The organism is Paenibacillus sp. CCS19, from assembly GCF_033239625.1.
Taxonomy (GTDB): domain Bacteria; phylum Bacillota; class Bacilli; order Paenibacillales; family Paenibacillaceae; genus Paenibacillus_T.
On the sequence record NZ_BTCK01000002.1, the window covers coordinates 305369 to 328073 of the forward strand.

Annotated in this window: 21 protein-coding genes; 11 read left to right on the forward strand and 10 right to left on the reverse strand. The window is 50.9% G+C overall.

Features of this window, described 5'->3' with window-relative positions; genetic code table 11:
- Positions 1-30 precede the first annotated feature (30 nt).
- From SBI19_RS03395 to SBI19_RS03405, 3 genes are read left to right on the forward strand one after another with little or no spacing between them, the layout of a single operon-like run.
- Positions 31-1887: an ABC transporter ATP-binding protein gene (locus tag SBI19_RS03395; protein WP_317964936.1), complete on the forward strand. Its 1857-nt coding sequence runs from the start codon at positions 31-33 to the stop codon at positions 1885-1887.
- The gene (locus tag SBI19_RS03400) at positions 1877-3694 is read left to right on the forward strand and encodes an ABC transporter ATP-binding protein (protein ID WP_317964938.1); all 1818 of its coding nucleotides are present in this window, start codon (positions 1877-1879) and stop codon (positions 3692-3694) included. The genes SBI19_RS03395 and SBI19_RS03400 overlap by 11 nt, the downstream gene beginning before the upstream one ends.
- Positions 3695-3741: 47 nt before the next feature.
- Positions 3742-4179: a GNAT family N-acetyltransferase gene (locus tag SBI19_RS03405; protein ID WP_317964940.1), complete on the forward strand. Its 438-nt coding sequence runs from the start codon at positions 3742-3744 to the stop codon at positions 4177-4179.
- Between the two features lie 130 nt (positions 4180-4309).
- Here the strand turns inward: SBI19_RS03405 and SBI19_RS03410 are convergent, their stop codons facing one another.
- The 3 genes from SBI19_RS03410 to SBI19_RS03420 are packed head-to-tail and all read right to left on the reverse strand — an operon-like array spanning position 4310 to position 6347.
- Positions 4310-4750: a DUF350 domain-containing protein gene (locus SBI19_RS03410; RefSeq protein WP_317964942.1), complete on the reverse strand. Its 441-nt coding sequence runs from the start codon at positions 4748-4750 to the stop codon at positions 4310-4312.
- Between the two features lie 21 nt (positions 4751-4771).
- Positions 4772-6010: a glutathionylspermidine synthase family protein gene (locus SBI19_RS03415; protein ID WP_317964944.1), complete on the reverse strand. Its 1239-nt coding sequence runs from the start codon at positions 6008-6010 to the stop codon at positions 4772-4774.
- 7 nt (positions 6011-6017) lie between these two features.
- The gene (locus SBI19_RS03420) at positions 6018-6347 is read right to left on the reverse strand and encodes an aminotransferase yhxA (protein WP_317964946.1); all 330 of its coding nucleotides are present in this window, start codon (positions 6345-6347) and stop codon (positions 6018-6020) included.
- 127 nt (positions 6348-6474) lie between these two features.
- Here SBI19_RS03420 and SBI19_RS03425 point away from each other — a divergent pair, with 127 nt between their 5' ends.
- From SBI19_RS03425 to SBI19_RS03445, 5 genes are all read left to right on the forward strand, one after another.
- Positions 6475-6924, forward strand: a complete 450-nt coding sequence (locus SBI19_RS03425) for an RNA helicase (RefSeq protein ID WP_317964948.1) — start codon at positions 6475-6477, stop codon at positions 6922-6924.
- Between the two features lie 284 nt (positions 6925-7208).
- The gene (locus SBI19_RS03430) at positions 7209-8204 is read left to right on the forward strand and encodes an endo-1,4-beta-xylanase (RefSeq protein ID WP_317964950.1); all 996 of its coding nucleotides are present in this window, start codon (positions 7209-7211) and stop codon (positions 8202-8204) included.
- 38 nt (positions 8205-8242) lie between these two features.
- Positions 8243-9763, forward strand: a complete 1521-nt coding sequence (locus tag SBI19_RS03435; RefSeq protein ID WP_317964952.1) for a glycoside hydrolase family 43 protein — start codon at positions 8243-8245, stop codon at positions 9761-9763.
- A 124-nt stretch (positions 9764-9887) separates the two neighbouring features.
- Complete coding sequence (locus SBI19_RS03440; protein WP_317964954.1) at positions 9888-11375, forward strand: alpha-N-arabinofuranosidase; 1488 nt, start codon at positions 9888-9890, stop codon at positions 11373-11375.
- Between the two features lie 15 nt (positions 11376-11390).
- Positions 11391-11675: a DUF6171 family protein gene (locus SBI19_RS03445; protein WP_317964956.1), complete on the forward strand. Its 285-nt coding sequence runs from the start codon at positions 11391-11393 to the stop codon at positions 11673-11675.
- A gap of 124 nt (positions 11676-11799) precedes the next feature.
- Here the strand turns inward: SBI19_RS03445 and SBI19_RS03450 are convergent, their stop codons facing one another.
- On the reverse strand, positions 11800-13140 hold the full coding sequence (locus tag SBI19_RS03450; RefSeq protein WP_317964958.1) for an MFS transporter: 1341 nt from the start codon (positions 13138-13140) through the stop codon (positions 11800-11802).
- Positions 13141-13210: 70 nt separating this feature from the next.
- Positions 13211-13657 (reverse strand): MarR family winged helix-turn-helix transcriptional regulator, encoded by a 447-nt coding sequence (locus SBI19_RS03455; protein WP_317964960.1) that lies wholly within the window; start codon positions 13655-13657, stop codon positions 13211-13213.
- A 212-nt stretch (positions 13658-13869) separates the two neighbouring features.
- On the opposite strand from SBI19_RS03455, the gene SBI19_RS03460 reads away from it, so the two are divergent.
- From SBI19_RS03460 to bioB, 3 genes are all read left to right on the forward strand, one after another.
- A complete protein-coding gene (locus SBI19_RS03460) occupies positions 13870-14667 on the forward strand; it encodes a class I SAM-dependent methyltransferase (RefSeq protein WP_317964962.1) in 798 nt (265 codons plus the stop codon).
- A 130-nt stretch (positions 14668-14797) separates the two neighbouring features.
- Positions 14798-15856 carry an acyltransferase gene (locus SBI19_RS03465; RefSeq protein ID WP_317964964.1) on the forward strand — a complete coding sequence of 353 codons (1059 nt, stop codon included), beginning with the start codon at positions 14798-14800 and terminating at the stop codon, positions 15854-15856.
- A gap of 164 nt (positions 15857-16020) precedes the next feature.
- Positions 16021-17028 carry a biotin synthase BioB gene (gene bioB / locus SBI19_RS03470; protein ID WP_317964966.1) on the forward strand — a complete coding sequence of 336 codons (1008 nt, stop codon included), beginning with the start codon at positions 16021-16023 and terminating at the stop codon, positions 17026-17028.
- Positions 17029-17069: 41 nt separating this feature from the next.
- Here bioB and SBI19_RS03475 read toward each other — a convergent pair whose 3' ends face one another.
- The 5 genes from SBI19_RS03475 to SBI19_RS03495 all read right to left on the reverse strand — a co-directional run bounded on the left by SBI19_RS03475 (position 17070) and on the right by SBI19_RS03495 (position 22126).
- The gene (locus SBI19_RS03475; protein ID WP_317964968.1) at positions 17070-17852 is read right to left on the reverse strand and encodes an ABC transporter permease; all 783 of its coding nucleotides are present in this window, start codon (positions 17850-17852) and stop codon (positions 17070-17072) included.
- Positions 17849-18664, reverse strand: a complete 816-nt coding sequence (locus SBI19_RS03480) for an ABC transporter ATP-binding protein (protein ID WP_317964970.1) — start codon at positions 18662-18664, stop codon at positions 17849-17851. Before SBI19_RS03480 ends, SBI19_RS03475 begins: the two co-directional genes overlap by 4 nt.
- Positions 18665-18840: 176 nt before the next feature.
- The gene (locus tag SBI19_RS03485; protein WP_317964972.1) at positions 18841-19896 is read right to left on the reverse strand and encodes an ABC transporter substrate-binding protein; all 1056 of its coding nucleotides are present in this window, start codon (positions 19894-19896) and stop codon (positions 18841-18843) included.
- An 84-nt stretch (positions 19897-19980) separates the two neighbouring features.
- Positions 19981-21432 (reverse strand): aryl-sulfate sulfotransferase, encoded by a 1452-nt coding sequence (locus SBI19_RS03490; RefSeq protein WP_317964974.1) that lies wholly within the window; start codon positions 21430-21432, stop codon positions 19981-19983.
- 124 nt (positions 21433-21556) lie between these two features.
- Complete coding sequence (locus SBI19_RS03495; RefSeq protein WP_483312230.1) at positions 21557-22126, reverse strand: MarR family winged helix-turn-helix transcriptional regulator; 570 nt, start codon at positions 22124-22126, stop codon at positions 21557-21559.
- Positions 22127-22705: the final 579 nt, after the last annotated feature.

The following is a 22705-nucleotide window of genomic DNA, read 5'->3' on the forward strand; positions in this document are numbered from 1 at the left end:
CATTAGAGACTAGAGGGGGAAGGAACTACATTGGGGAAGATCAGTCTTGCATTGCACCATGCGAAAGAGAATATCGCGAACAATCTATTCGTGCTTCAACTCGCATGGCGCATCCATCCGCAGCGGGTCATCATCGATTTCACTGTGCAGGCCTGCAGGCAGTTTACGAACGTATTCTTTGCGGTTTACTTCATGAAGTACATCATCGAGTCCATCTCGATGGAACGAGACTTTCAGCAAATCGTCAATTTCATTCTTATTACGCTAGCCATGCTGCTCGTTCTAAGTTTGCTGGACCATTGGTACGTGCAGCGCTTCAAACCGATCAGCGATCTTACGATCTATGAGAAGCTGTATCTCATCCTATTCCGCAAGGCTTCCACCGTGGAATTGAAGTGTTTCGAGGATCATGAGTTTTATAACAAATATACCAAAGCCATTCAAGAGGCCGATAAGCGGACGAGCGCCGTTCTTGACAGCATCTCGAGAATTATATTCTCTTCCCTCGCAACAATCAGCATCTTCTCCGTCATGTATGCTATCGATCCATGGGTTGTTTTGTTCGCGCTGCTTCCGATTGTGGGCAATTTCTATTTCGGCAAAAAGCTTAATCGTCTGCAATTCAAACAAAACGAGGAATTCGTGCCTTACCAAAGGAAAATGGATTATGTCAACCGTGTCATCTACTTATCCAACTATGCCAAGGAGATTCGTCTGTCCCGGATTTTCTCTGTCCTGAGGAGCACTTATCAAGAGGGATATGACGGCGTCATCGCTACGATTCACAAGTATCGCATTCGAGCGGGCGTAATCTCTTTCTTCAAAATATTCCTCACCTTTACACTCATCTTCCAAGGCGTTCTGCTGTACGGCGCTTATCTAGCTATCGTAAAGCAGTCGATCTCGATCAGCTCTTTCGTCGTCCTTGGCACCGCCATGGTCAGCGGAGCATGGTCGCTTATCCGAATGTCCGATAGCGTAGTAGAAATCAACAAGAACGGTATCTTTATCGACAATCTGAAGTCTTTTCTTCGTTATGAGTCGGAGATTCCAGAGCAAACGGAACCAAACATGATTAACCCGCCGCAACTGCAGCAACTGGTATTCCGCGATCTGCAATTCACCTATGGCGGAGCGGAATCGGCAACGTTAAGCAATATTACGATCGAGCTTAACAAGAATGAGAAGATCGCGTTGGTCGGCCATAATGGAGCCGGCAAATCCACGCTGATCAAACTCATGATGCGATTGTATGATCCGACTGCGGGAGAAATCGTGCTGAACGGTCGCAATATCAAAGAGCTGGATCTGATGTCTTATCGTGCGATGTTCGGAACGGTGTTCCAGGACTTCCGAATCTTCTCGATGACGATCGCCGAGAATGTGTTGATGCGCGAAGCGGAGAGCGAGGCGGATCGTCAACTTGTGATCGAAGCGCTGAAGAAGAGCAGAGTGTACGATAAAGTAGCCACGCTGCCGCGCGGGATCGATACGATGTTAACGAAGGAATTTGACGATGAAGGGGTCGTTCTATCAGGCGGCGAGTTTCAGAAAATCGCAATCGCGCGCATTTTTGCGCAGCCCGCTGAAATTCTGATTCTGGATGAGCCTACGAGCGCATTGGATCCAATCGCGGAATATGAGATTTTCGAAAGCATGCTTGAAGCCTGCGAAGATAAAGCCGTTGTCATCATTTCGCATCGCATGTCATCGGCCATGCTTGCTGATCGAATCTATTATTTGGAGGATGGCAGCATACAGGAGTCAGGCACGCATACCGAATTGATGCATCGGCAAGGGAAATACGCAGAGCTGTTCCTGAAGCAGGCAGAGAAATATGTAGATCAGGAAGAGCTGGTAGAGGTGGCGAATCGACATGAAGCCTAATAAGCAGAGCTTTGCTCGGGTCATGCAGAATAACTGGTTTATTATGAAATACGGATTGATGTATTCGCGCAAATATATTATTTTTACTTGTCTGTATGCATGCCTCCAAGAAATCGAGATTTTTATCGAGCATGTCTTACTGATTAAGTTCGTATTCGATAGCGTGCAATATGGAACCTCTTTCTCGACTGTCGCCCTTTATATCGGACTTACGGTTCTGTTCATCGCCGGCTGTTTTGTACTGGATAGCATTTATTTTCAAAGTGTTGAGCCCAAAGGCAAAGAATTGCTGTATCAGAAGATTAGAATGGATCTCTACACGAAAGCCGTTCAGACGGATCTGAGCAATTATGATGATCCTGTTTATTACAATGAATATGTGTGGAGCGCCAACGATGCACGCAATCGAATCGATGCAACGATCAACAACATCAAGAACATCTGCAAATCGATCACGGTCATCGTGACGTCCGTCAGCTTCTTCTTATTCGTAGATAAGCTCGGGCTGGTGTTCATATTGGTATCGTTCTTGGCGACCATGCTCTTCAGTATGTTGGCTAACAAAGTCCGATTCGCTATGCGCATGGAGCTCAACGAGAAGGATCGCAAACGAATCTACTTGAAGCGGTTGTTCTACCTGGCCGATTATGCGAAGGAACTGCGTCTCTATTCGATCAAAGAGAAGTTCTTTCGAGAATTTTCCCAAACCCATGACGAGATGCACGGAATCGTTCGCAAGCATTCGAAGAAGCAGTTCTGGATCAATTTCACATCGGATTATTTCTTCAACGAATTGATCTTAGGCGGACTGTATGTCATCTACGTCGTCTTCATGGCGCTGGTGAAAGGGACGTTAAGCTACGGAAGCGCGGTTACATTGCTGAATTCTTGTTGGCGTCTCAAGGGCAATATGCAATATCTGACGTCGCTGGTCAGCGAGATGCAAGAGAACAGCATGTATATCGAGAAATTAAGGAGCTTCCTGGATCAGCCGAATGAGATGAAGGATGCCGACGACCCATTGGCAGTGCCCGACCGTTTCACTGGATTAGAATTGAAGAAGGTATCATTCCGATATAGCGAGTCAGGATCAGCGATCCTTCAAGACATCGATCTCACCATTCGTCCAGGCGAGAAAATCGCAATTGTCGGTTATAATGGCGCGGGCAAGACAACATTGACGAAGTTGATCATGCGTCTGTACGATGCGAGCTCCGGCGAAATACGGCTGAACGGCATGTCGATCGATTCGTTCAAGCTGGATGATTATCGGATGAAGTTCAGTTCGGTATTCCAGGATCATCAGTTGTTCGCGGCCACCTTGTCCGAGAATGTTCTGATGCAGCATTGCTCCCCCGAAGATTCCGAGAAGGCTAGGCTGGCGCTGGAGAAAAGCGGCTTCGGGGATAAGCTGCACTCGCTGCCCATGGGAACGGATACCTCGATTACGAGGGAGTTCGATGATTCGGGCGTAGAGCTGTCCGGCGGTGAAGGGCAGAAGGTTGCGATCTCGAGGGTGTTCGCGAAGCCAACGCTTCTCATTCTGTTGGATGAGCCCTCCAGCGCTCTGGACCCGATGAGCGAATATCATCTCAATCAGGTCATGCTTGAGAAGGCCGAGAACCGGCCGATTATCTTCATCTCGCATCGACTGTCGACGACCAAAATGGTGGATCGCATCTACATGATGGAGAACGGGCGCATTATCGAGCAAGGTTCGCATGACGAGCTCATGCGGCTTAATGGCAAATATGCGCATATGTTCAATCTTCAGGCTTCCAGATACCGGGTTGTAGTCGGAGGGTAAATAGATTTCGGCATAGACAGTAGAATGCGAAGTCTGGAGGCATAACGATGGTGACGATTAGAAAATGTACAAGGTTTGACGTACCTCAAGTGGCAGCCTTGTCGCAACAATGGTCGGACGAAGCCGTTACATTTGCATATCCTGCATCCCAAGAGGATAAAATTGCTCAGCGATTAGGTAATTACTTCTGGGTTGCTGAAGAGAATGGTCTAGTTATTGGATACACGCACGGTGCAGTCCAAACGTCTCAATATCCTGTATTCCCACTAGATGCTCAATTCCTAGAAATCTACGAAGTATACGTCCACCCCGATTTCAGGGGCGATGGAGTCGGACATCGATTGGTCGACCATATCATTGGTGAAGCGGAGTCCAACGGTGTATCCCATGCACTCGTTGGTTCATCTAACGTAGATTGGAGAAGCATAGTCGGATTTTATGAGCGTCATGGTTTCAAAATGTGGTATGTGCAAATGTATCGATAAACATGCAATAGGCCATCCCTGTGGATGGCCTATTGCATGTCGGTCGGAACATTTACACTAGAGTTACTCATCCCTATCAAACCGCTATTATTTCGCCCCGTCGGTGGGACTCGTCGCTATTGAAGAGTTCTCATTCCGGGTAGTAAGACAGGCAGCCGGCAATGACCATTCCGACGCTGATGGAGATGAACAGAATGAGCAGTCCGACCGCAATATTGTTGTTATCGACGGCTGAGCTTAATGTGACGTTGACCTTGAGGATGCGTCCGAATAACAGCGTGAACAGTTCAGTAATGTAATATAGAATAACAAGTGCCAGAACCCCGATCGCTCCCCATAGCACCATATCCTTCAGCGACACCGAATTCTCGGCCGCCGCCCGCACGACGATCGCCAGACCTGCCAGTCTTCCGCCGAGCGACAGTCCGGCAGCGGCATTCCCTTGGAAGATGAGGGCGAACTCCTTCGTCTTCGTGGTGAGCTCGAACAGCAGCAAGCCGACGAGCAGAATGGCGAGTCCGACGAGTGAATAAGAGATGAAATCCCAATATAAATTCGTTTGATTATTCATGAAACAGTAACATCCCTTCTTTTATTTGCGTATGCCGATGGGCAAGTAATAGGATCCGTTATTCGTAATCATGTCCCCGATGCGCATCCCGATTGCACCTGCCCGGCCGCCGATCAGGAAGCTGCCGATTAGACAGGATCCGTGCTGAACTCCGTTCTCTGTGCGGTATTGCGCTTGCGGCAGCTCGACGTATTGTTGATAGACGGACAGGTGATTCGCGTAAGTGATGCTCCGATCCTCTGTTACGACCTTTCCGCTTCCGTCCCTAATTTGCACCGTATCGCCTTCTCTGCCGAAAGCCGGTTTCTTCACATGCCAGCATTGTCGCTCTAGGAACGTATCTGCTTCTAGATAAGTAGGGAGACAATGCTCCTTGATCCATGCATGCTCCTCCGCTGTGAAGTAAGGGCTCTGCTCCTCGTGCAATCCCCAGATGACCGCCTGTACGGCTTTGGATTGCAGCAGGAACGAGGAGGGCGGATTAATAACGGCCAGCTTGTTCTGCTCGACGAGCTCCAGCAGCCACTGACCAATGGGGTTGCCTTCCTCATCGGCGTCCTCCAGCATAATTTCCACCGGGAACGTCTGACGGTACAGCACGTCGATGCGGGTTCCTCTATCGTCATACAGACCGTCGTCCTGAATAATCTGAAGCTGGTCCAGTGCAACGAAACGAGACGGCAGCTGCGTCAGGCTCATCAAATATTGCGTCGTGTAGTAGTCCTCGATATGGTCGGCATGTGCGGTGAACACGACATTCGGCGTGTGGCCGAGCGCTAATCCATCGAGGCTCTCCACAATCGCTCTTTCTACCGCAAGGGCGAGCTGCTTCTCGAAGCCCTCATTCGGATTGTGCAAGTCGAAATGATCGCAGACGATACCATTAATCTGATGAACCTCCTTAATGAAGGTCGGGGTATCTGCATTGATTTCAATGCATTTGTACGTATCGCCGCATTTCACAAGGTCCAGTCTGGCAATTACACTCTCGACGGACAGCTTGTGCAATCTGATGTACGACAAGGCTGCGGCGGGAAACCCGAGACTCAGCAGCGTGTCGTCATCGACAGTGCGAAGAAGCGAAGCCGTTCTGGCGAATAGATGTCCGATCCGATGAGTCGCTTCTCGAATGCGCAGCACCTCTGCCAAGGACAACTCGCGCACGTCATAGAGCGAATATTCTTGCCCGTACAAATCTGCCCAATAGTCTGGTATGCTGTCATAGAATCGACTGCGTTGCCGATGGAAGTCGTTCGTCATCGCGATCTCAGCTCCCGAACACAGAACTGCCTTTGCCGAATCCGGAGCTCTTAGGCTTCAGGGTCGACTTGTACGATTGATAGTCGCTGCTGCTCCGCAATGTGGAGCGTGATGTGAAGTAACGATTGTTATAATAGTAGGAGCCGTAGTGGGAAGAGCCTCGGTCGTCGCATTGATAAGCGGCGTCCTTGCTGTTCCATTCCCATTCTTTGCAAGTTCCGTCGTTAGGCGGCGGTGTTGAAGGCTTGGGATACGACTGACTGCAGCCGGTCATCGTTGCCGCGAGAGCGGCGCCGGAGATGCTCAGCATAACTTTTTTGGTCAAACGATTGTTCATGAACAAGTATCTCCTAAGGCAATAGAATAGAAATGCTACTTACTAGTTATACCATATATGATTCGGGATTAGGGGAAATTCCCTTGCCAATGTATGTAAAATAGAACCAACGAAGGAGTGATAGCATATGGACCGATTGACCTATTACATAGACCATGGCGACGGACACTATGAGCCGCTGCTGGCCTATCGTGCACATGATGCAGGGATCGATGAAATGTATGCGAGGCAGCTATGTACGTATCTGATCGCTGGCGGCGTCCAATATGAGCTTATATCCAATGAAATGAATGACGGAGAGGAGATTCTGCTCGTACGTCCAACCGGCAGCAATGAGCCTTACTACGATGAGGTGAATTATCGTGGACGAGGTATCCATGTCGAATTCAGAAAGCCGAATGAACGCGGCAGGCTGCTCGCTGCGATGCCATATCGAACGCATTACGAAGTCATCCGTCTGCTGCTGAAGGATATCGTTCAAGTTTCCGAACACGGCTCGATGCTGACGACATCGACGGAGGTCGATGAGGACCGCGGCTGCTATGTCATCTACGTACGCAGGATCAACGAAGCTTAGCGAAAACCATGTAAACCGCCGCCCATTGGGGCGGTTTTTTTGCGTACGGCTCGCTGTGAGCGGAATCATTCTGCCACATATTAACAGACTTCTGACTGTACCTATAAATCGAAGGGGATCAAACTATGATTCGTAGGGTTGTTGCGAGTCTACGAGGCGGCTACACTTTTAGTGCATGTTCAAAAAGCGCGGTTTTCAGCACCGAGAAGGTGCTTTTTGAACTACCTTTATAAGCAAGACAGTTAGCAGGTCACTAATGTTCATTACATTAAGGGGGCGTAACCATGAATGCAAAGCTGCATGAGGCATTCCAACAGCACTTCTTGATCGGAGCGGCTGTTAATCCGCGTACGATTCAAGCGCAACGCGAGCTTCTTGCTTATCATTTCAATAGCATTACGGCAGAAAATGAGATGAAGTTCGAGCGCGTGCATCCGACTGAAGATCAATACACATTCGATGCCGCAGATCAACTGGTCGCATTCGCGAAGTCGAACGGCATGGGGGTCAGAGGTCATACGCTCGTGTGGCACAATCAGACATCGCCATGGATGTTTACGAATGAGGATGGCAGTACAGTTGACCGGGATACGCTGCTTGCTCGGATGAAATCGCACATCGAAACCGTTGTATCGCGATATAAAGGCGAAATCTACGCATGGGACGTTGTGAACGAAGCGGTGTCCGATAACGGCGATGAGCTGCTGCGTCCATCGAAGTGGCTCGATATTATCGGGGAAGACTTCATCGCCAAAGCGTTCGAATATGCGCACGCAGCCGACCCGGATGCGCTGCTGTTCTACAACGATTACAACGAATCGAACCCTGTGAAGCGGGAGAAAATTTATACGCTCGTGAAGTCGCTGCTCGATAAAGGCGTGCCGATTCATGGGATTGGGCTGCAAGCGCACTGGAGCCTATACCATCCGGCGATTGACGAGATTCGAGAGGCGATCGAGCGTTATGCGAGCCTTGGCGTGAAGCTGCATATTACAGAGCTCGACGTCTCTGTGTTCCAACATGAAGACCGCCGTACGGATCTGGTCGCGCCAACCGAGGAAATGTTGGCGTTGCAGGCAGAGCGGTACAAGCAATTTTTCCAAGTGCTCAAAGAATACAGCGAGCATATCACGTCCGTTACATTCTGGGGTGCGGCAGATGATTATACGTGGCTCGATGGCTTCCCGGTAAGAGGGCGGAAGAATTGGCCGTTCCTGTTCGATACGGCGCATCAGCCGAAGCAGTCGTATTGGAATGTGCTGGAGGTTGCAGGTTCTTAATCGAACGTAGCAGCCCTTCCGAGAAGGAGGAGAACGCAATGATCAAGACGACAACAACGGTTACGAACCCGATTATTTGGGCAGATGTTCCGGATCCTAGCGTCATCCGCGTTGGCTCCACTTACTATATGTCCAGTACCAGCATGCACTCGATGCCTGGTTGTCCGATTATGAAATCGGAAGACCTCATGCATTGGGAGCTCGTGAACTATGCGTATGACACGTTCGAAGATAACGATATGCACAATCTGATGGATGGTAAGCACATTTATGGCAAAGGCTCGTGGGCAACGAGCTTGCGCTACAATGACGGCACGTTCTACTTGAGCTTCTCAAGTCTTGATACGAACCAATATTACGTTTATCAGACGACGGATATCGAGAATGGACCATGGGAGCGCTATGTCATCCCAGGACTGCATCATGACCCGAGCGTACTATTCGATGAGGACGGCCGCGTCTATGTGTTCCATGGCAACGGCCGAATCCGTATTGCGGAGCTGACGGCAGATGCGAAGGCGTTGAAGGCGGACGGCATTAATCAGCTGCTGTTAGAGGGCGAGACCGAAGGAATGGGGCTGCGTGCAGAGGGCTGCCATGCCTACAAGCTTAACGGCTATTATTATTTGTTCTTTATTGAATGGCCTCGCGTTGGCAACGGTCGCCGCAGACAGGTATGCTACCGTTCCCGTGAGCTTCTGGGTCCTTACGAGCATCGCATCGTGCTTGATGATCATTTGGACTACCAGAACAACGGCGTTGCACAAGGTGGACTTGTAGATACGCCGACCGGCGAATGGTACGCCGTGCTATTCCAGGACCATGGCTCGGTCGGACGCATTCCTTGCGTCGTTCCGGTATCTTGGGAGGATGATTGGCCGGTGTTCGGCATCGATGGCAAGGTGCCGCATTCGTTCGAAGTGCCGCTGCCGCAGAAGGAGGCGAAGCCGCTCGTGGCGAGCGATTCGTTCGAGTACGCAGCCAATAAGCTCGCGCTTCAGTGGCAGTGGAACCATAACCCGGACCATGCTCTGTGGTCAGTAACGGAGCGTCCTGGCTATTTGCGGCTTACGACGGGGTATACGGCACGCAGCGTGGAGTTCGCGCGCAACACGCTAACGCAGCGAACGGAAGGCCCTGCCTGCAGCGGTGTGACCAAGATGGAATTCGGCGGCATGAAGCCGGGCGACCGCGCTGGTTTGGTGGCATTGCAGCACTATTACGGTACGGTTGGCATTCTCGCAGGTGAGGAAGGCGCGCATTATGTCGCGATGTGTGTCAAAGGTGACGATGGCGAAGAGGTTGCAGTGGAGAAGATTCGATATGAAGGCAATCATATCTATCTGCGAATCGTATTCAACTTCGAAGAAAGCTCCGACATCGCGCACTTCTTCTATTCTGCGGACGGAGAAGCGTGGATCCCGATCGGTTATCCGCTGCGGATGAAGTATTTGCTTCAGCATTTCATGGGCTACCGCATCGGCTTGTTCAATTACGCGACGAAGACGATCGGCGGGCATGCGGATTTCGAATACTTCGAATATGAGAAGAGAAATTAGCTTGGCGTTAGCCAAGGAGGATACCGGCTCCGATGCAGAGCCGGTATCCTTTGGCTTGTTCAGTTGCAGCAATGCGAATTGAGAATAGAGAGTACGAATTTAAAATAGAGGAAGTGTGCACAACATGGCGCTGAAAGGTATATTGAACGCTGATATTGGCCGCGGGACGATTGACCGCAATATTTATGGACATTTCTCCGAGCATCTAGGCAGATGTATTTATGAAGGAATCTGGGTCGGAGAAGATTCTTCTATTCCGAATACGAACGGTATTCGCAATGATGTCGTGAACGCGCTCAAGCAGATCAAGATTCCGGTTCTTCGCTGGCCTGGCGGATGCTTCGCAGACGAGTACCATTGGATGGATGGAATCGGACCACGCGAATCGCGCAAACGGATGATCAATACGCACTGGGGCGGCGTGGTTGAAAACAACCATTTCGGAACGCATGAATTTATGGAGCTGTGCCGCCAGCTGGAGTGCGAACCGTACATTAACGGCAATGTAGGCAGCGGTACGGTGCAAGAGATGTCCGAGTGGGTCGAGTATCTGACCTTCCAAGGCGAATCGCCGATGTCGGCGCTTCGTACGGCGAACGGTCATGCAGAAGCATGGAAGGTCAAATACTTCGGCGTCGGCAATGAGAATTGGGGCTGCGGCGGCAATATGCGTCCGGAGTATTATGCGGATCTGTATCGCCAATACCAGACCTACGTACGGAACTATGACGGCAACCAGATCCATCGAATCGCCTGCGGTCCGAACGTGGACGATTACAACTGGATGGAAGTGCTCATGCGCGAAGCGCATCGCTTCATGGATTCCATTACGCTTCACTATTATACGGTGCCTGGCGTATGGGAGCACAAGGGGTCTGCGACAGGCTTCTCCGAGGAAGAATGGTTCGAGACGCTTCGCAAAACGCTGTTCATGGACGAGCTCATCACGCGCCACAGCGCAATCATGGACAAGTATGATCCTTCGAAACGGATCGGCCTCATCGTCGATGAGTGGGGCACTTGGTACGATGTCGAGCCAGGCACGGTGCCAGGCTTCCTCTACCAACAGAACACGCTGCGCGATGCGCTTGTGGCGGGCATTAACTTTAATATATTCCACAAACATAACGAACGCGTGCGGATGGCGAACATTGCACAGACGATCAACGTGCTGCAGGCCGTCATTCTGACCGAAGGCGAGTCGATGATTCTGACGCCAACGTATCACGTATTCGATATGTACAAAGTGCACCAAGACGCGGAACGGATTGATCTGGAGCTGGACGGCGGAGCTTACAGCTTCGAAGGCAAAGGCGAGATTCCGGCCGTTACGTCGACTGCATCGAAAGATGGTGAAGGCAAGATTCATATCAGCTTGTGCCATCTGAATCATCAGGCATCCGCTGAAGTGACAATCGACCTTCGCGGCCTGGCAGATGCCTCGTTCTCCGTAACAGGAACGACGATTACGGCTGACAAGATCGATGCGCATAATACATTCGATCAACCGGACAACGTGAAGCCGAAGACTTTCTCGGAGTTCTCGATTAACGATGGCGTGCTGACCGTATCGCTGCCTGCGATGTCGGTTACGACGCTCGAGCTTGTGTAACGGGAACGGGCTGCGATGAACCGAACGACAGGCGATTCCGGCTGCAAAGGCTGCCGCGAGGAGTACAAGGTAACCGACGCACAGATAGAGCGGCTGCTGGCTAGTCCGATGTTCTCGTCGCCAGAGCTGTGTGTAAGCGACGAAGCATATGCGGCACGGCTCGCGGCATGCAGCACTTGTCCGAAGCTGGTGAACGGCATCACCTGTCAGGCTTGCGGCTGCATTATCCCGGTCGTCGCCAAGCTGAAGCAGCGCAGATGCCCGCTTCCGGGCGGCGGCTTGTGGCAGGCGATTGTGTAGTCCGCATATGGCTGAGTGGGTACGAAACGAAGTGCAAGGGCATATCACCATGAGGTGGTATGCCCTGTTTCTTGTAGATGAGTATGTTGTGATGCCCTAACGTAGATGGATAGATCAATCCCGATTAAGCCGTCGCCTGCACAAGCTTCTCCGACTTGCTCGCGGACAGTTTGTACCATACCGAGACGGTCAGGGAGAGCAGACATACGACGAGCAGCACACGATAGACATGCTCATAGGCTAAGCCTAGCGGGATACTCTTCTGCATCGTCAGAATCATGCCGCACACCGCAACCGAGATCGATCCGCCGAAGAATTGAATGAGCTGCATCAATCCCATTCCGGACCCGATCAACTGCTTGGGCAGAATGTGCGATGTCTCGTTATTGAGCGAAGACAGCGTCGCCGAGAATGAAGGCGAGAATAATAAGTACCCGCACAGAATGACGATAGGCGAGACTTCAATGGCGAATGAGAATACGGCCAATACGATCGCCAATATCGCTTGTCCAGCTAGCAGGAATCGGATATTCCCGTAACGATCAATCCAGCGGCCGACGAAGCGGCCTAACAAGGCGGACAGAATAGCGCCAGGCGCAATCGTCAGTCCAATGACGAGGGTAGATTCATGAGACAGGTTGGCCAAGGCCAGCGGCATAAGGAATAGATTGCCTAAGTTCAGCACCAATACGCAGAACCCGATCAACGTGAGCTTGGTGTAATCTTTGGTCGAGAACAGCTTCGGATTGATGAACGTTTCTTTCTTAACGGCTTTCAAGTACCAAGCATGCACCGCAATGGAGATCACGCTTCCGATGAACCAATAGACGGAACGCTGCATGACGGCAATGAGCAGCGACGCTGCATTGATAATCGTTAAGAGTGCCCCGACCACGTCGAATTGGACAGGTTTCTTCTCTTCTTTCGGCAGTAAGCGCATCAACACCGGAAGCACGAGCAGAATAAGGCAAGTAACCGCGAACAGCCCGTTAAAGCCGATATATTCTCCGATAATGCCGCCGATGATCGGGCCAAAACCAAAAGCCATCGCACTGCCAGTCGAGATCATCGCAATCGCTCTTCCCCGACGATCGTAAGGGATGTAACGGCTTGCCATGACGAGCCCGAGACCTGCCATCGTACCGGCGCCGGCCGATTGCAGAATTCGCACGGTCAGCAGCATGCTGAAGTCGGTTGCGAACACCCCGATGACGGAGGACAGACCCAGAATGGTCAAGCCGACTAACAGAAGCTTCCGAAGCGGGATGCTGTCTGATAAACGGCTGTAGATGACGGTGGATAAGGCGTACCCGATGGAGTAACTGGATATGATCCATGAACCAAGATCCGCGGTTATATGCAGCTCTTGAATAATGCTCGGAATGGACACGTTAAACATCGTCGTATTCATAATGACGATGAATACGCCAAACATCCAGATCGGCATGACAACTTTGTCGTTCATTGTGAATTTCCTTCTCTCTATGCTTCTCTAGCTGCGACAATTCATGTTTCGATGTCACCAACTACGTTAATCAACTACTCTTCGATTTCGTCAAATATTGCTGCGCATTGTGATTGATTGCCGCCAGCATCTGTGCGAACTGCTCCATTTGCTGTTCCGATAATCCGTCGATTGCGATCTGATGCACCTTCGCATCGGCAGGGACTAACGTTTCGGTAAGTTTCTTCCCTTCTTCCGTGAAATATAGCAAGCTGGAACGTTTATCATCCGGATTGGCGCATCGTTCCACCAGACCCCGCTTCTCCAGCACGTCCAATATTCTAGTCACGTTAGCCTGATCTTTCCCGACTCCTAAGGCTAAATCCTTGATGCTGCTTCCTTCTTGTTCGTGCATTCTTTTCAGTATGGACCATTGTTCGCTCGTAATGCCGTGTTGGCTGAATTCCTGATTAAACAAACAATTCAATTGCCGAAGCGTCTTCGACAGAAGAAACCCGACATGTTGATCCAGCTTCATCCAACTCCCCCTCACTATATATATGTTATAACATGTATGTTATAGCAAGTAAAATACAGCTGGAACGAAGCGGCATTTCAGACAGGCCGTTACGGGATGAGTTTGTGTGTTTGCGTCTTTGTGTAAAAAATGATTTCTAATTATGAATGATCCAGTCAAACGCCTCGGATATTGGTAAACTTATCCTATCAAGGAAGAAGAGGGGGCTAAGAATGGTTAACGCGAAACTTATTAATAAATGGAACGAATGGTCAGAAACATGGTATCCCATCTATCGAACGGATGAGGTGATTTCCGGTATTATTCGCAACCCGGAATCGGCATTCCATCCAGCGACTTATGCCATGCTTCGGCAGGCTTGTCCGACGCTGGAAGGCAAACGAATATGTGTCCCTTCAAGCGGCAACAACCATGCGGCATTTGCATTTCATCTGATGGGAGCCTCCGTAACGTCCGTCGATATATCCGAACGTCAAATAGCGAATAGCGCTGCAATTGCGGCTAAACATGGTTGGGATATTCAATTCATCTGCGACAATACGATGACGTTAGGTGAGATTCCTTCCAATGCATATGACCTGGTATACACGTCCAATGGTGTTCATGTCTGGATTGACGATCTATCTGCTATGTATCGCAGCATTCATCGGATTCTCACAGACGGTGGCACGTACCTTATGCTGGACGTACATCCATTTAACCGTCCGTTCGACAAGGGCAGCCAGACACCAACGATCGTCAAATCATACGATGCAACCGGTCCGATTGTTATTGATGATATACCTCTGTACAACTGGCGCATGCAAGACTTGATGAACGCCATGATTACAGCAGGTTTGCGGCTCGACCAGATAGAAGAAATGTTCGCGGAGGACGGCTCGTTCTGGATTGACGATTCCATTCATGATGTCGATTCCTTCTCAGCCGAAGAGCTTGAAGATTTATGCGACTGGCGATCGAATCCGATGGCGGCCCTTCCGCAATGGTTGTCGATTAAAGCGAAGAAGTAATTTCATCGGGAGCAAGAGTCTAGTAAATCAAACGCTGCAATTGTATTTTTTATCCACACAATAACCTTAATTTTCTAACCTATGATAAAATAGACCTTTATTACCACGAAAGGAAAGGGTAGTGAGGGTCTTGAACCGTGTTAACAATTTGAATAACCTCGACATCATGAAATTCATAGCTGCAATCCTGATTGTCAGTATTCATACAACGCCGCTGCTCTCGTTGAACGAGACAATAAGCTTGGCTTTCGAGAACACGATAGCGCGTGTTGCGGTACCATTCTTCTTCGCCGCTTCGGGGTACTTATTTTTCAGCAAAATATCCACTAACGACAAGCGGACTGCTGCGAAGTCAGCGGGCAGTTATTGGGCTAAATATACGAAACGGATAGCCGTCCTTTACTTGGTCTGGAGTCTGATCTATGGCGTATATGACATCCCGCATTCCTATCAGGAGCACGATCATGATCTGCTGCGCGCCATTTTGATCTATTTAAGAGACTTTATTTTCTTGGGCGGTCACTTTCACCTGTGGTATTTTCCTGCGCTTTTATTCGCCATAACGGCGCTCTATTTCGGTATTCGAATGATGTCATTATCCAAGCTGCTGCTGTTATCGATTGGGCTGTACGTGATTGGCATGTTTGGCGATGCCTACTTCGGCGTATTAGGCGACGATACGGTGCTTTCCCGTTTGGCGATTCAATACTCGGAATGGTTCGGAACAACGAGGAACGGGCTGTTCTTCGGACTGGTGTATGTGGTATTAGGGGCCTATATGTATGAGCGAAGGGTGACGGTTCGCTACGCGAGACCAGGACTTTGGTTCTCGCTATCTATCGTTGGCGTGATCATCGAGGTTGTGTTGTTGAATCAATTCATCGTCATTCGAGATTGTAATATGGTGATCATGCTGCTTCCGGCGACGTACTTCTTATTCCAAATGCTGCTTCACAAGAAATCGCCGAATTGGTCGATCGACTTTAAGGCGCTCCGGGACAGCAGCTTATTGATATACTGCTCGCACGGCATGTTCCTAAGTTTATATTCGAATGCGCTCGGCGATGTAAAGGCGCACAGCCTGACATGGTTTGCTCTCGTATTCCTCTCGTCGCTTGCGATGTCTCTTCTAATCATTAGGTTGAGAAGCAGCGAGAAGGCGAGCCGGTACGTCAGCGTTTTCTATTGAAAATAAACGAGTCGCCAAACACCCGCGTTCCGATGAGGATAACACGGGTGTTTTTGGTTTCCTAAAAATGTCTTTACGTCCGCTCCCGGCTTTGATAAACTGGTCACGACTGTTTGTTAACCAATAATCATTAAATATAGGTTAACATATATGGATAGGAGCTGATGATCATCCAAACGACAGACCGTGTAATCGCGTGGCAGTCACTTGCAAATAAGGCACTTCGCGGGGAGTGTTTGACAGTAGAAGAAGGATTAGCCGTTCTGAATGCGCCGAATGAACAGGTGCTCCCGCTGCTGCAGGCGGCTTTTCAAGTGAGGAAACATTATTATGGCATCAAAGTGAAGCTGAACATGATCATCAATGCGAAGAGCGGACTTTGTCCCGAGGACTGCGGCTATTGCTCGCAATCGATCGTATCGACTGCACCGGTGAAGCGATACTCCATGTTGGATCGCGAAACCCTCCTTGCAGGTGCACGTGAAGCGATGGCCCGCAAGGCGGGGACGTATTGCATCGTGGCTTCGGGCAGAGGTCCGACGTCGAGGGAGATGGATCAGGTGGTGTCTGCGGTAGAAGAAATTCGCGCAACGATGCCGCTGAAGATTTGTGCATGCCTTGGTATTCTGAAGAGCGATCAAGCGCAGCGTCTTGCGGATGCAGGCGTGCATCGGTATAACCATAACCTCAATACGAGCCGGTCCAATTATTCGTCCATCACGACAACCCATACATATGATCAGCGGGTAGATACGGTAGAGCAGGTGAAGACGAGCGGCATGTCGCCATGCTCCGGCGTCATCATCGGGATGGGAGAGTCGAACGAAGAAATTGTAGAGATGGCCTTTGCGCTTCGGGACCTGGATGCAGATTCCATTCCGATCAACTTCCTCAATGCAATTCCGGGCACGCCGCTCGAGAAAGCGGGACGCACACCGGCAATGAAGGCGTTGAAGGTATTGGCGCTGTTCCGTTTCATCTGCCCGTCCAAAGAAATTCGTGTCGCAGGCGGGAGAGAAGTGAACCTTCGCACGCTGCAGCCTTTGTCTTTATACGCAGCCAACTCCCTCTTCGTAGGCGATTATCTCACAACTGCGGGGCAGGAGATTACGACGGACCATCAGATGATCGAGGACTTGGGCTTCGAGATCGAGTTGAATGCATTAGGTTAAAAAATACCCCTGCCATAATGCCATGGCAGGGGTATTATTGTTTATCGCCTAATCGGCGCGGAACTGATGACGCCGTACCGATACAGCGCCTTGCGGCCGATCCATCCAACCAGTCGGTCGGTCAGGAAACCCATCAAGCCAAGGCTGATGAGGCCGACGAAGATCCAGTCGGTGCGGAAGAACAGCCGGGAGTTCCAGATGAGGAAGCCGACGCCTTCGTTCGCGGCAATCATCTCGGCACCGATAATGGCCATGTAGGACGTGCCCATCGCCAAGCGGATGCCGGTGAAGATGTAAGGCGTCGTCGCCGGGATGACGACATGGACTAGAATTTGCCACTCCGATGCGCCCATGCTGCGAGCGGAGCGAATCTTATCCTCTTCGACCGCCAGGACGCCGGTCAGCGTATTCATCATGACGATGAACAGCGTCGCGTACATGATAAGGGCGACCTTCGACTGCTCGCCGATGCCGAACCAGACGAGAAACAGCGTAATGAATGCAATCGGCGGAATGAAGCGAATGAAGTTCAGGAACGGCTCCGCGAATACGCGGATAGCGGTTACTTTGCCGATGACGAGTCCGACTGGAATCGCGAGCAGGCTGCCGAGCGCCCAGCCGAGGAAGACGCGGTAGAAGCTGACGCCGATATATTTGACGAGCGAACCGTCTTCGAGCAGCTCCTGCGCACCTTTCCAAGTTGCGACTGGACCTGGGATAATCTCCGGCCCATAGATCCAAGCGCCGATCTGCCAAGCGAAGATGGCGAACAGCCACAGCACGGGGACTGTAAACCATTTGTTATGAAGGAGGCTTCGTTTCATGGATGCAGGCCTCCTTCCAGCTCCGCATCGAAGTGGGATTGGATCGTACGGTGCAGCGCCTGGAATTCCGGCAGCGAGGCATCGCGCGGATAACCCATCGGCACATCGTAAATATCGGTAATTCGTGCATTCGGTCCATGCGACATCACGGCGATCCGACCGCCGAGCAGAAGCGCTTCTTGAATATCGTGCGTGACGAAAATAACCGTTTTGTTCGTTTCCTGCCAGATCTGGCTGAGCTCCTTCTGCATCGTGCGCCGCGTCATCGCGTCGAGCGCGCCGAACGGCTCATCCATGAGCAGAATGGCTGGATCGTTGGCGAGCACGCGAGCCAGCTGCACCCGCTGTTTCATGCCGCCGGAGAGCTCGCGCGGAAACTTGTTCTCGTGCCCGAACAGGCCGACAAGACGGATGAATCGATCCGAGATTGCACGCCGCTGATCCTTCTGCATCTTCTTCATCTTCAGCCCGAACTCGACGTTCTGACGTACAGTGAGCCAAGGGAATAGGGAGGAGTCTGCCTGCTGGAACACAACGGCGCGCTCGCGTCCAGGCTTACTGATCTCCTCGTCACCGACCCGCAGGTTGCCGCCGGATTTGGATACGAAGCCTGCAATGATATTGAGCAGCGTCGACTTGCCGCAGCCGCTCGGACCGAGCAGGACGAAGAACTCGCCGCCCTTAATGACAAGGTCGATGTCTTTGATAATGTAGTGAATGCTGCCGGGTTTGTGGTCGGCATAGCTTTTGTTAAGCCGCTCGATCGTGATCGTATTGGACGACAACGCAGCAGCGTTGGTGTTAGCAGACATGGGCCATCCTCCTAAAAGCAAATTGCTTACTTCCTTGAAAATACGTCTTGCTGGCAATTTGCTCGCATCGAAAGCATACGCTAAGCAAATTGCTTTCTTCCTTGAAAATACGTCTTGCTGGCAATTTGCTCGCATCGAAAGCATACGCCAAGCAAATTGCTTACTTCTTATTAGATTTATTTGCCGTAAGTCACGCGATCTGGCGCGGCTTGTTTAATGCCATCGAGGTTGAGTTTGCTCGCGAGGTCGAAGTCATCCTTGATGATGCCAGCGCCGATCATATACTTCTTCTGGCTGGACAAGCTGTCGAACGACTCTTGCTTGAAGCCGATTTCCCAGTTATTCGTCGACAGGTCGCGGAGCGTCGATTCCTTCGGCTGTTTCACTTCGTCGAACAAAATGTCAGCTGTTTTCTCCGGATTTTCGGTGATGAATTTGGAAGCTTCATCCAGGGCGCGAAGGAGGTTGGCAACTGCCGTCGGGTGCTCCTTGATAAGGCTGTTTGGTGCGATGATGCCGCCGCCGATCCGGACGCTCGTCTTCGACATATCCGTAAGCTCGTGCACGCTTTCGATCGCATTGAACTTCTCGATCATCGCTGCGCCTACGACCCAAGCCGCGTCGATCTCGCCTTTCTTGAGCGCTACATAAGCCTCGTCGAAGCCGCCTTGGCCAATCTGTTTCGTTTCATCGGCAGCTACGCCGTTGTCTTTCAAATATTCATCCCATAGATAAGGGAGGAACGTACCGCGAAGCGTGCTGAGTTTCTTGCCCTTCAGATCGGCTGCCGATTGGATATCGGATCCGACGTACAGCTTCCACTTCTCCGCTGCAATGTCCGTGTTCGTACCGGTTGCTGCAATGATGGAATAGTCGCCTTTGCTCACAGCGTTAAGGATCGGGAAATCCGCGCCCCATGCGATATCCGCTTGCTTGATGAAGATGGAGTTGATGCCCTCGGCGGGTGTTGCGAATGTGATGATTTGTGCGTCAATGCCATATTTCTCGAGGAAGCCCTGCGTCTTCGCGATGCGGAATACCGGATTGGTGAGAATGTCGGCGACCTTGATGGAGATCGGATCGGCTGCGGCATCCGATGTCTGGCTACTACCAGATGTATCGGCTGCGCTGGTCGTCTTCGCCTCGTCCTTGCCGCATGCGCTGAGCAGCGCGGCGATCAATACCGTAATAAGCAGCAAGCTGTATGTTGAACGTTTTTTCATTGTTTTCATAGAAGGGTCCCCCCTGTAAAATGTAGCAATCGCCTCACCCGTCACAGCGGACGGGTGAGACCTTGCATCTGATAATCTCTTCCCTTACTCTTCCGAACTTTGCCCTGACGTTTCGTCCGTGCTCGCGACGCAGAAGGCACCCTCATCGAAGGAGTGCGTGCCTACGACTTCGACAGCGGAAGCTGCGCCTCTTGGCGCGGAACCCGGCACGCGATAATCCGCTACGTCGATCGGAATGATCGCTTCCTCTTGCGGCTTCTCAAGCTGCGGAACCCACTCGTAAGGCACGCGGTATGCACGATAGACCATGTTGGCGTTGATTTTATTTTTATAAGGAGAAATGTATTCCCACACGAGTTCATGCTCGCGAGTCACTTCGAAGATACGTCCGTCCGCGCCTTCGGTAATGAGCGTGTTGCCGTTAGGCAGACGTTGCGCAGAGCTGATATAAGGGCTGTAGAAACGGTATGAGTCAAGCGGCTGCATGAAGCCAGCCTCAGTTGGCGTATACTGCCATTCGATCTCGAGCGTTACTGGGTTGATCTCGAGGATACGCGAATGGTCGCGAACCGCGTTCTTCTGACCGTATTGCGATGCCGGATTCGGCAGGCCGTAACCGCCCCAGCCGCCGTTATCGAATACGAGCAGGTTGCCTTCGCCCGGCAGTCCGCGCGGGATGATGTGCGCATGGTGCTGACCGATAATCCAACCCAGATGCTTCACTTCAGGCTTGGAGTAGTCAGGGCCGAGCTGCCAGACGATCTTGCCCGTGCGGCGGTCCGTGATACCGATAATGTTTGATTCGCGCGCATCCCAGATAATGTTGTCCGGATGGAACCGCTCGTCGCCGGCATCATAGAATTTGTTCGGGCCAACCCATGATGCGGAGTTGATGTGCATCCAGTCGCCGCCTGTATTGCCGCCGAAATGGCGTCCGTTCGGATCGCGGAACAATACGTTCTTCGCGGCTTCGTCGAAGCCGAGCTCCTCGAAGTGGTCGCTGACAGCCCACTCCCAGATGATGTTGCCTTCCCAGTCCACTTCGATGATCGTGTCATCAAGCAGCAGTTTATCGGAGATTTCCGGTTTCGTTACGTTCTTATGCGCTAGAATGAGCGTTTTGCCGCTATTCGTCTGCGGCTCTTGGCCTGGCGCGTAGTAGCCGACCGGATTGCCTTCACGCTGATAGTCGTGATGCGCACGAGCCATCCACTCCGGCGCATAGCCTGGGTCGTTGATCAGCTCATACCGGTCGAATTTCCAGACGACGTTGCCGTTGAAATCAACTTGGACGAGGTTCGCTTCGTCCTGGAAGCCGTACTTCGGATCGCGTTCCTTGGTGCTGCCGGTTACGAAGCCGCCTGGCAGGATTTTGTTCGGGAAGCCGCGCAGTCCTTTCCATAGATGAACCTCTTTGCCGTTCATGTCGATAAGCAGTGCGCCGAGTTGCGCAGCTTGGAAGATCGTGTAGCCGCTCCAAGCTTTCTCAGGCAAATAAACCGTTGCGCCAGTTGGATAAATAGTAGGATGTCCCATAAGTGAATCGCTCCTTAAAAGTTATTTGCGCCGCTTCCTGGAGTCATCTGCCTGTAAGCAAATAACTAGCATCGGAAGCGTACGCTTTGATGTAGTTTGATAGATTGGCCGTATTGGCAGGTGACTAGTAGCTCAAGAAATTGCTCTTCGTCGGTACTTCGCGTACAGGGCGGTTGATGCTCGGTTGAGGCTGCTCCTGCTCCGCATCCTGTTTCGCCAGCTTCATAATGTTGTCGGCGTATTGCTCGAGATTATCGGTGATTCGCGTAAAAGCAGCCTTCTGCGACTCCAGCTCCTGCGCGGTAAAGCTTCCGAACAGGAGCTTGATACATTGCAGGCCAACGCTGCGATTGCGAGCCAGCATGTCTCTTCCTTCATTCGTAATGTCAAGCATGACCGTTCTGCGATCCGCTTCTAATCGTCGTCTCATAGCGAAACCACTTTTCTCCAGCTTGTCGCACAAAGCAGTGATGGCACCGGATGTCAAATCAAGTTCCTCGGCCAGATCGCCAAGCTTCTGCTCTCCGTCTCGCATTACTTTGTTAAGAATGAGGAGGCCGGGTAGTGCGATTCCTTCAACTGTTACTTTGTCGCGTTCCTTCACGAATTTCCGGACCATTCGCCGGAACAGCCAGTCGATTTCTTCTAGTTGAGACCATTCGATGCTCACTTTGCGCTCCTTTCTTTGGACCATTGTTGTGCAGGTACCACAAAAAAGACCGCAACATCATCCCGCACGCAGCGCGAGAATCGTTGGGGCCTTTGGTTATCCAATCGGCGATATGATATTACTTCAATGCTAAATTAATGAGCGTTGAAATATCTTGAGTTGATAATAATCCAATAATTCCTACCAGTCAAGTGGGTGAAAAGAAAAAGTTAGCTATTTGTTCAGTAACGCAAAGTTTACTTGAGTAAAAGGAGAGTCTCGTTGAGGTTAGTTGGTATATGAACGTAATAGAATCACTAGATTCCGATGACAATTCGTAACGGATCTCGTGCATAACGGTTGCAATAGTGACTATTTCGAGAAAAAGTAGGAGTTTGGATGATTAAAGGTTGTGAGAGAGGCTATTGTTGCAGAAATGATCGGATGTAGGACTTAGTACCTTGAATTAGGTTCCACACCGCAGCGGGCTATTGCTGAACCGTATCTCTCCCGCCAGTAACCAATCTGCTACTTCTATCACGCGAGGCAGGTATACGACGAGCGAACATTTATTTTAAGAACCCGGGCATGGAGGTCAGTAAAGCGAAGGGGCGGAATTGTTCT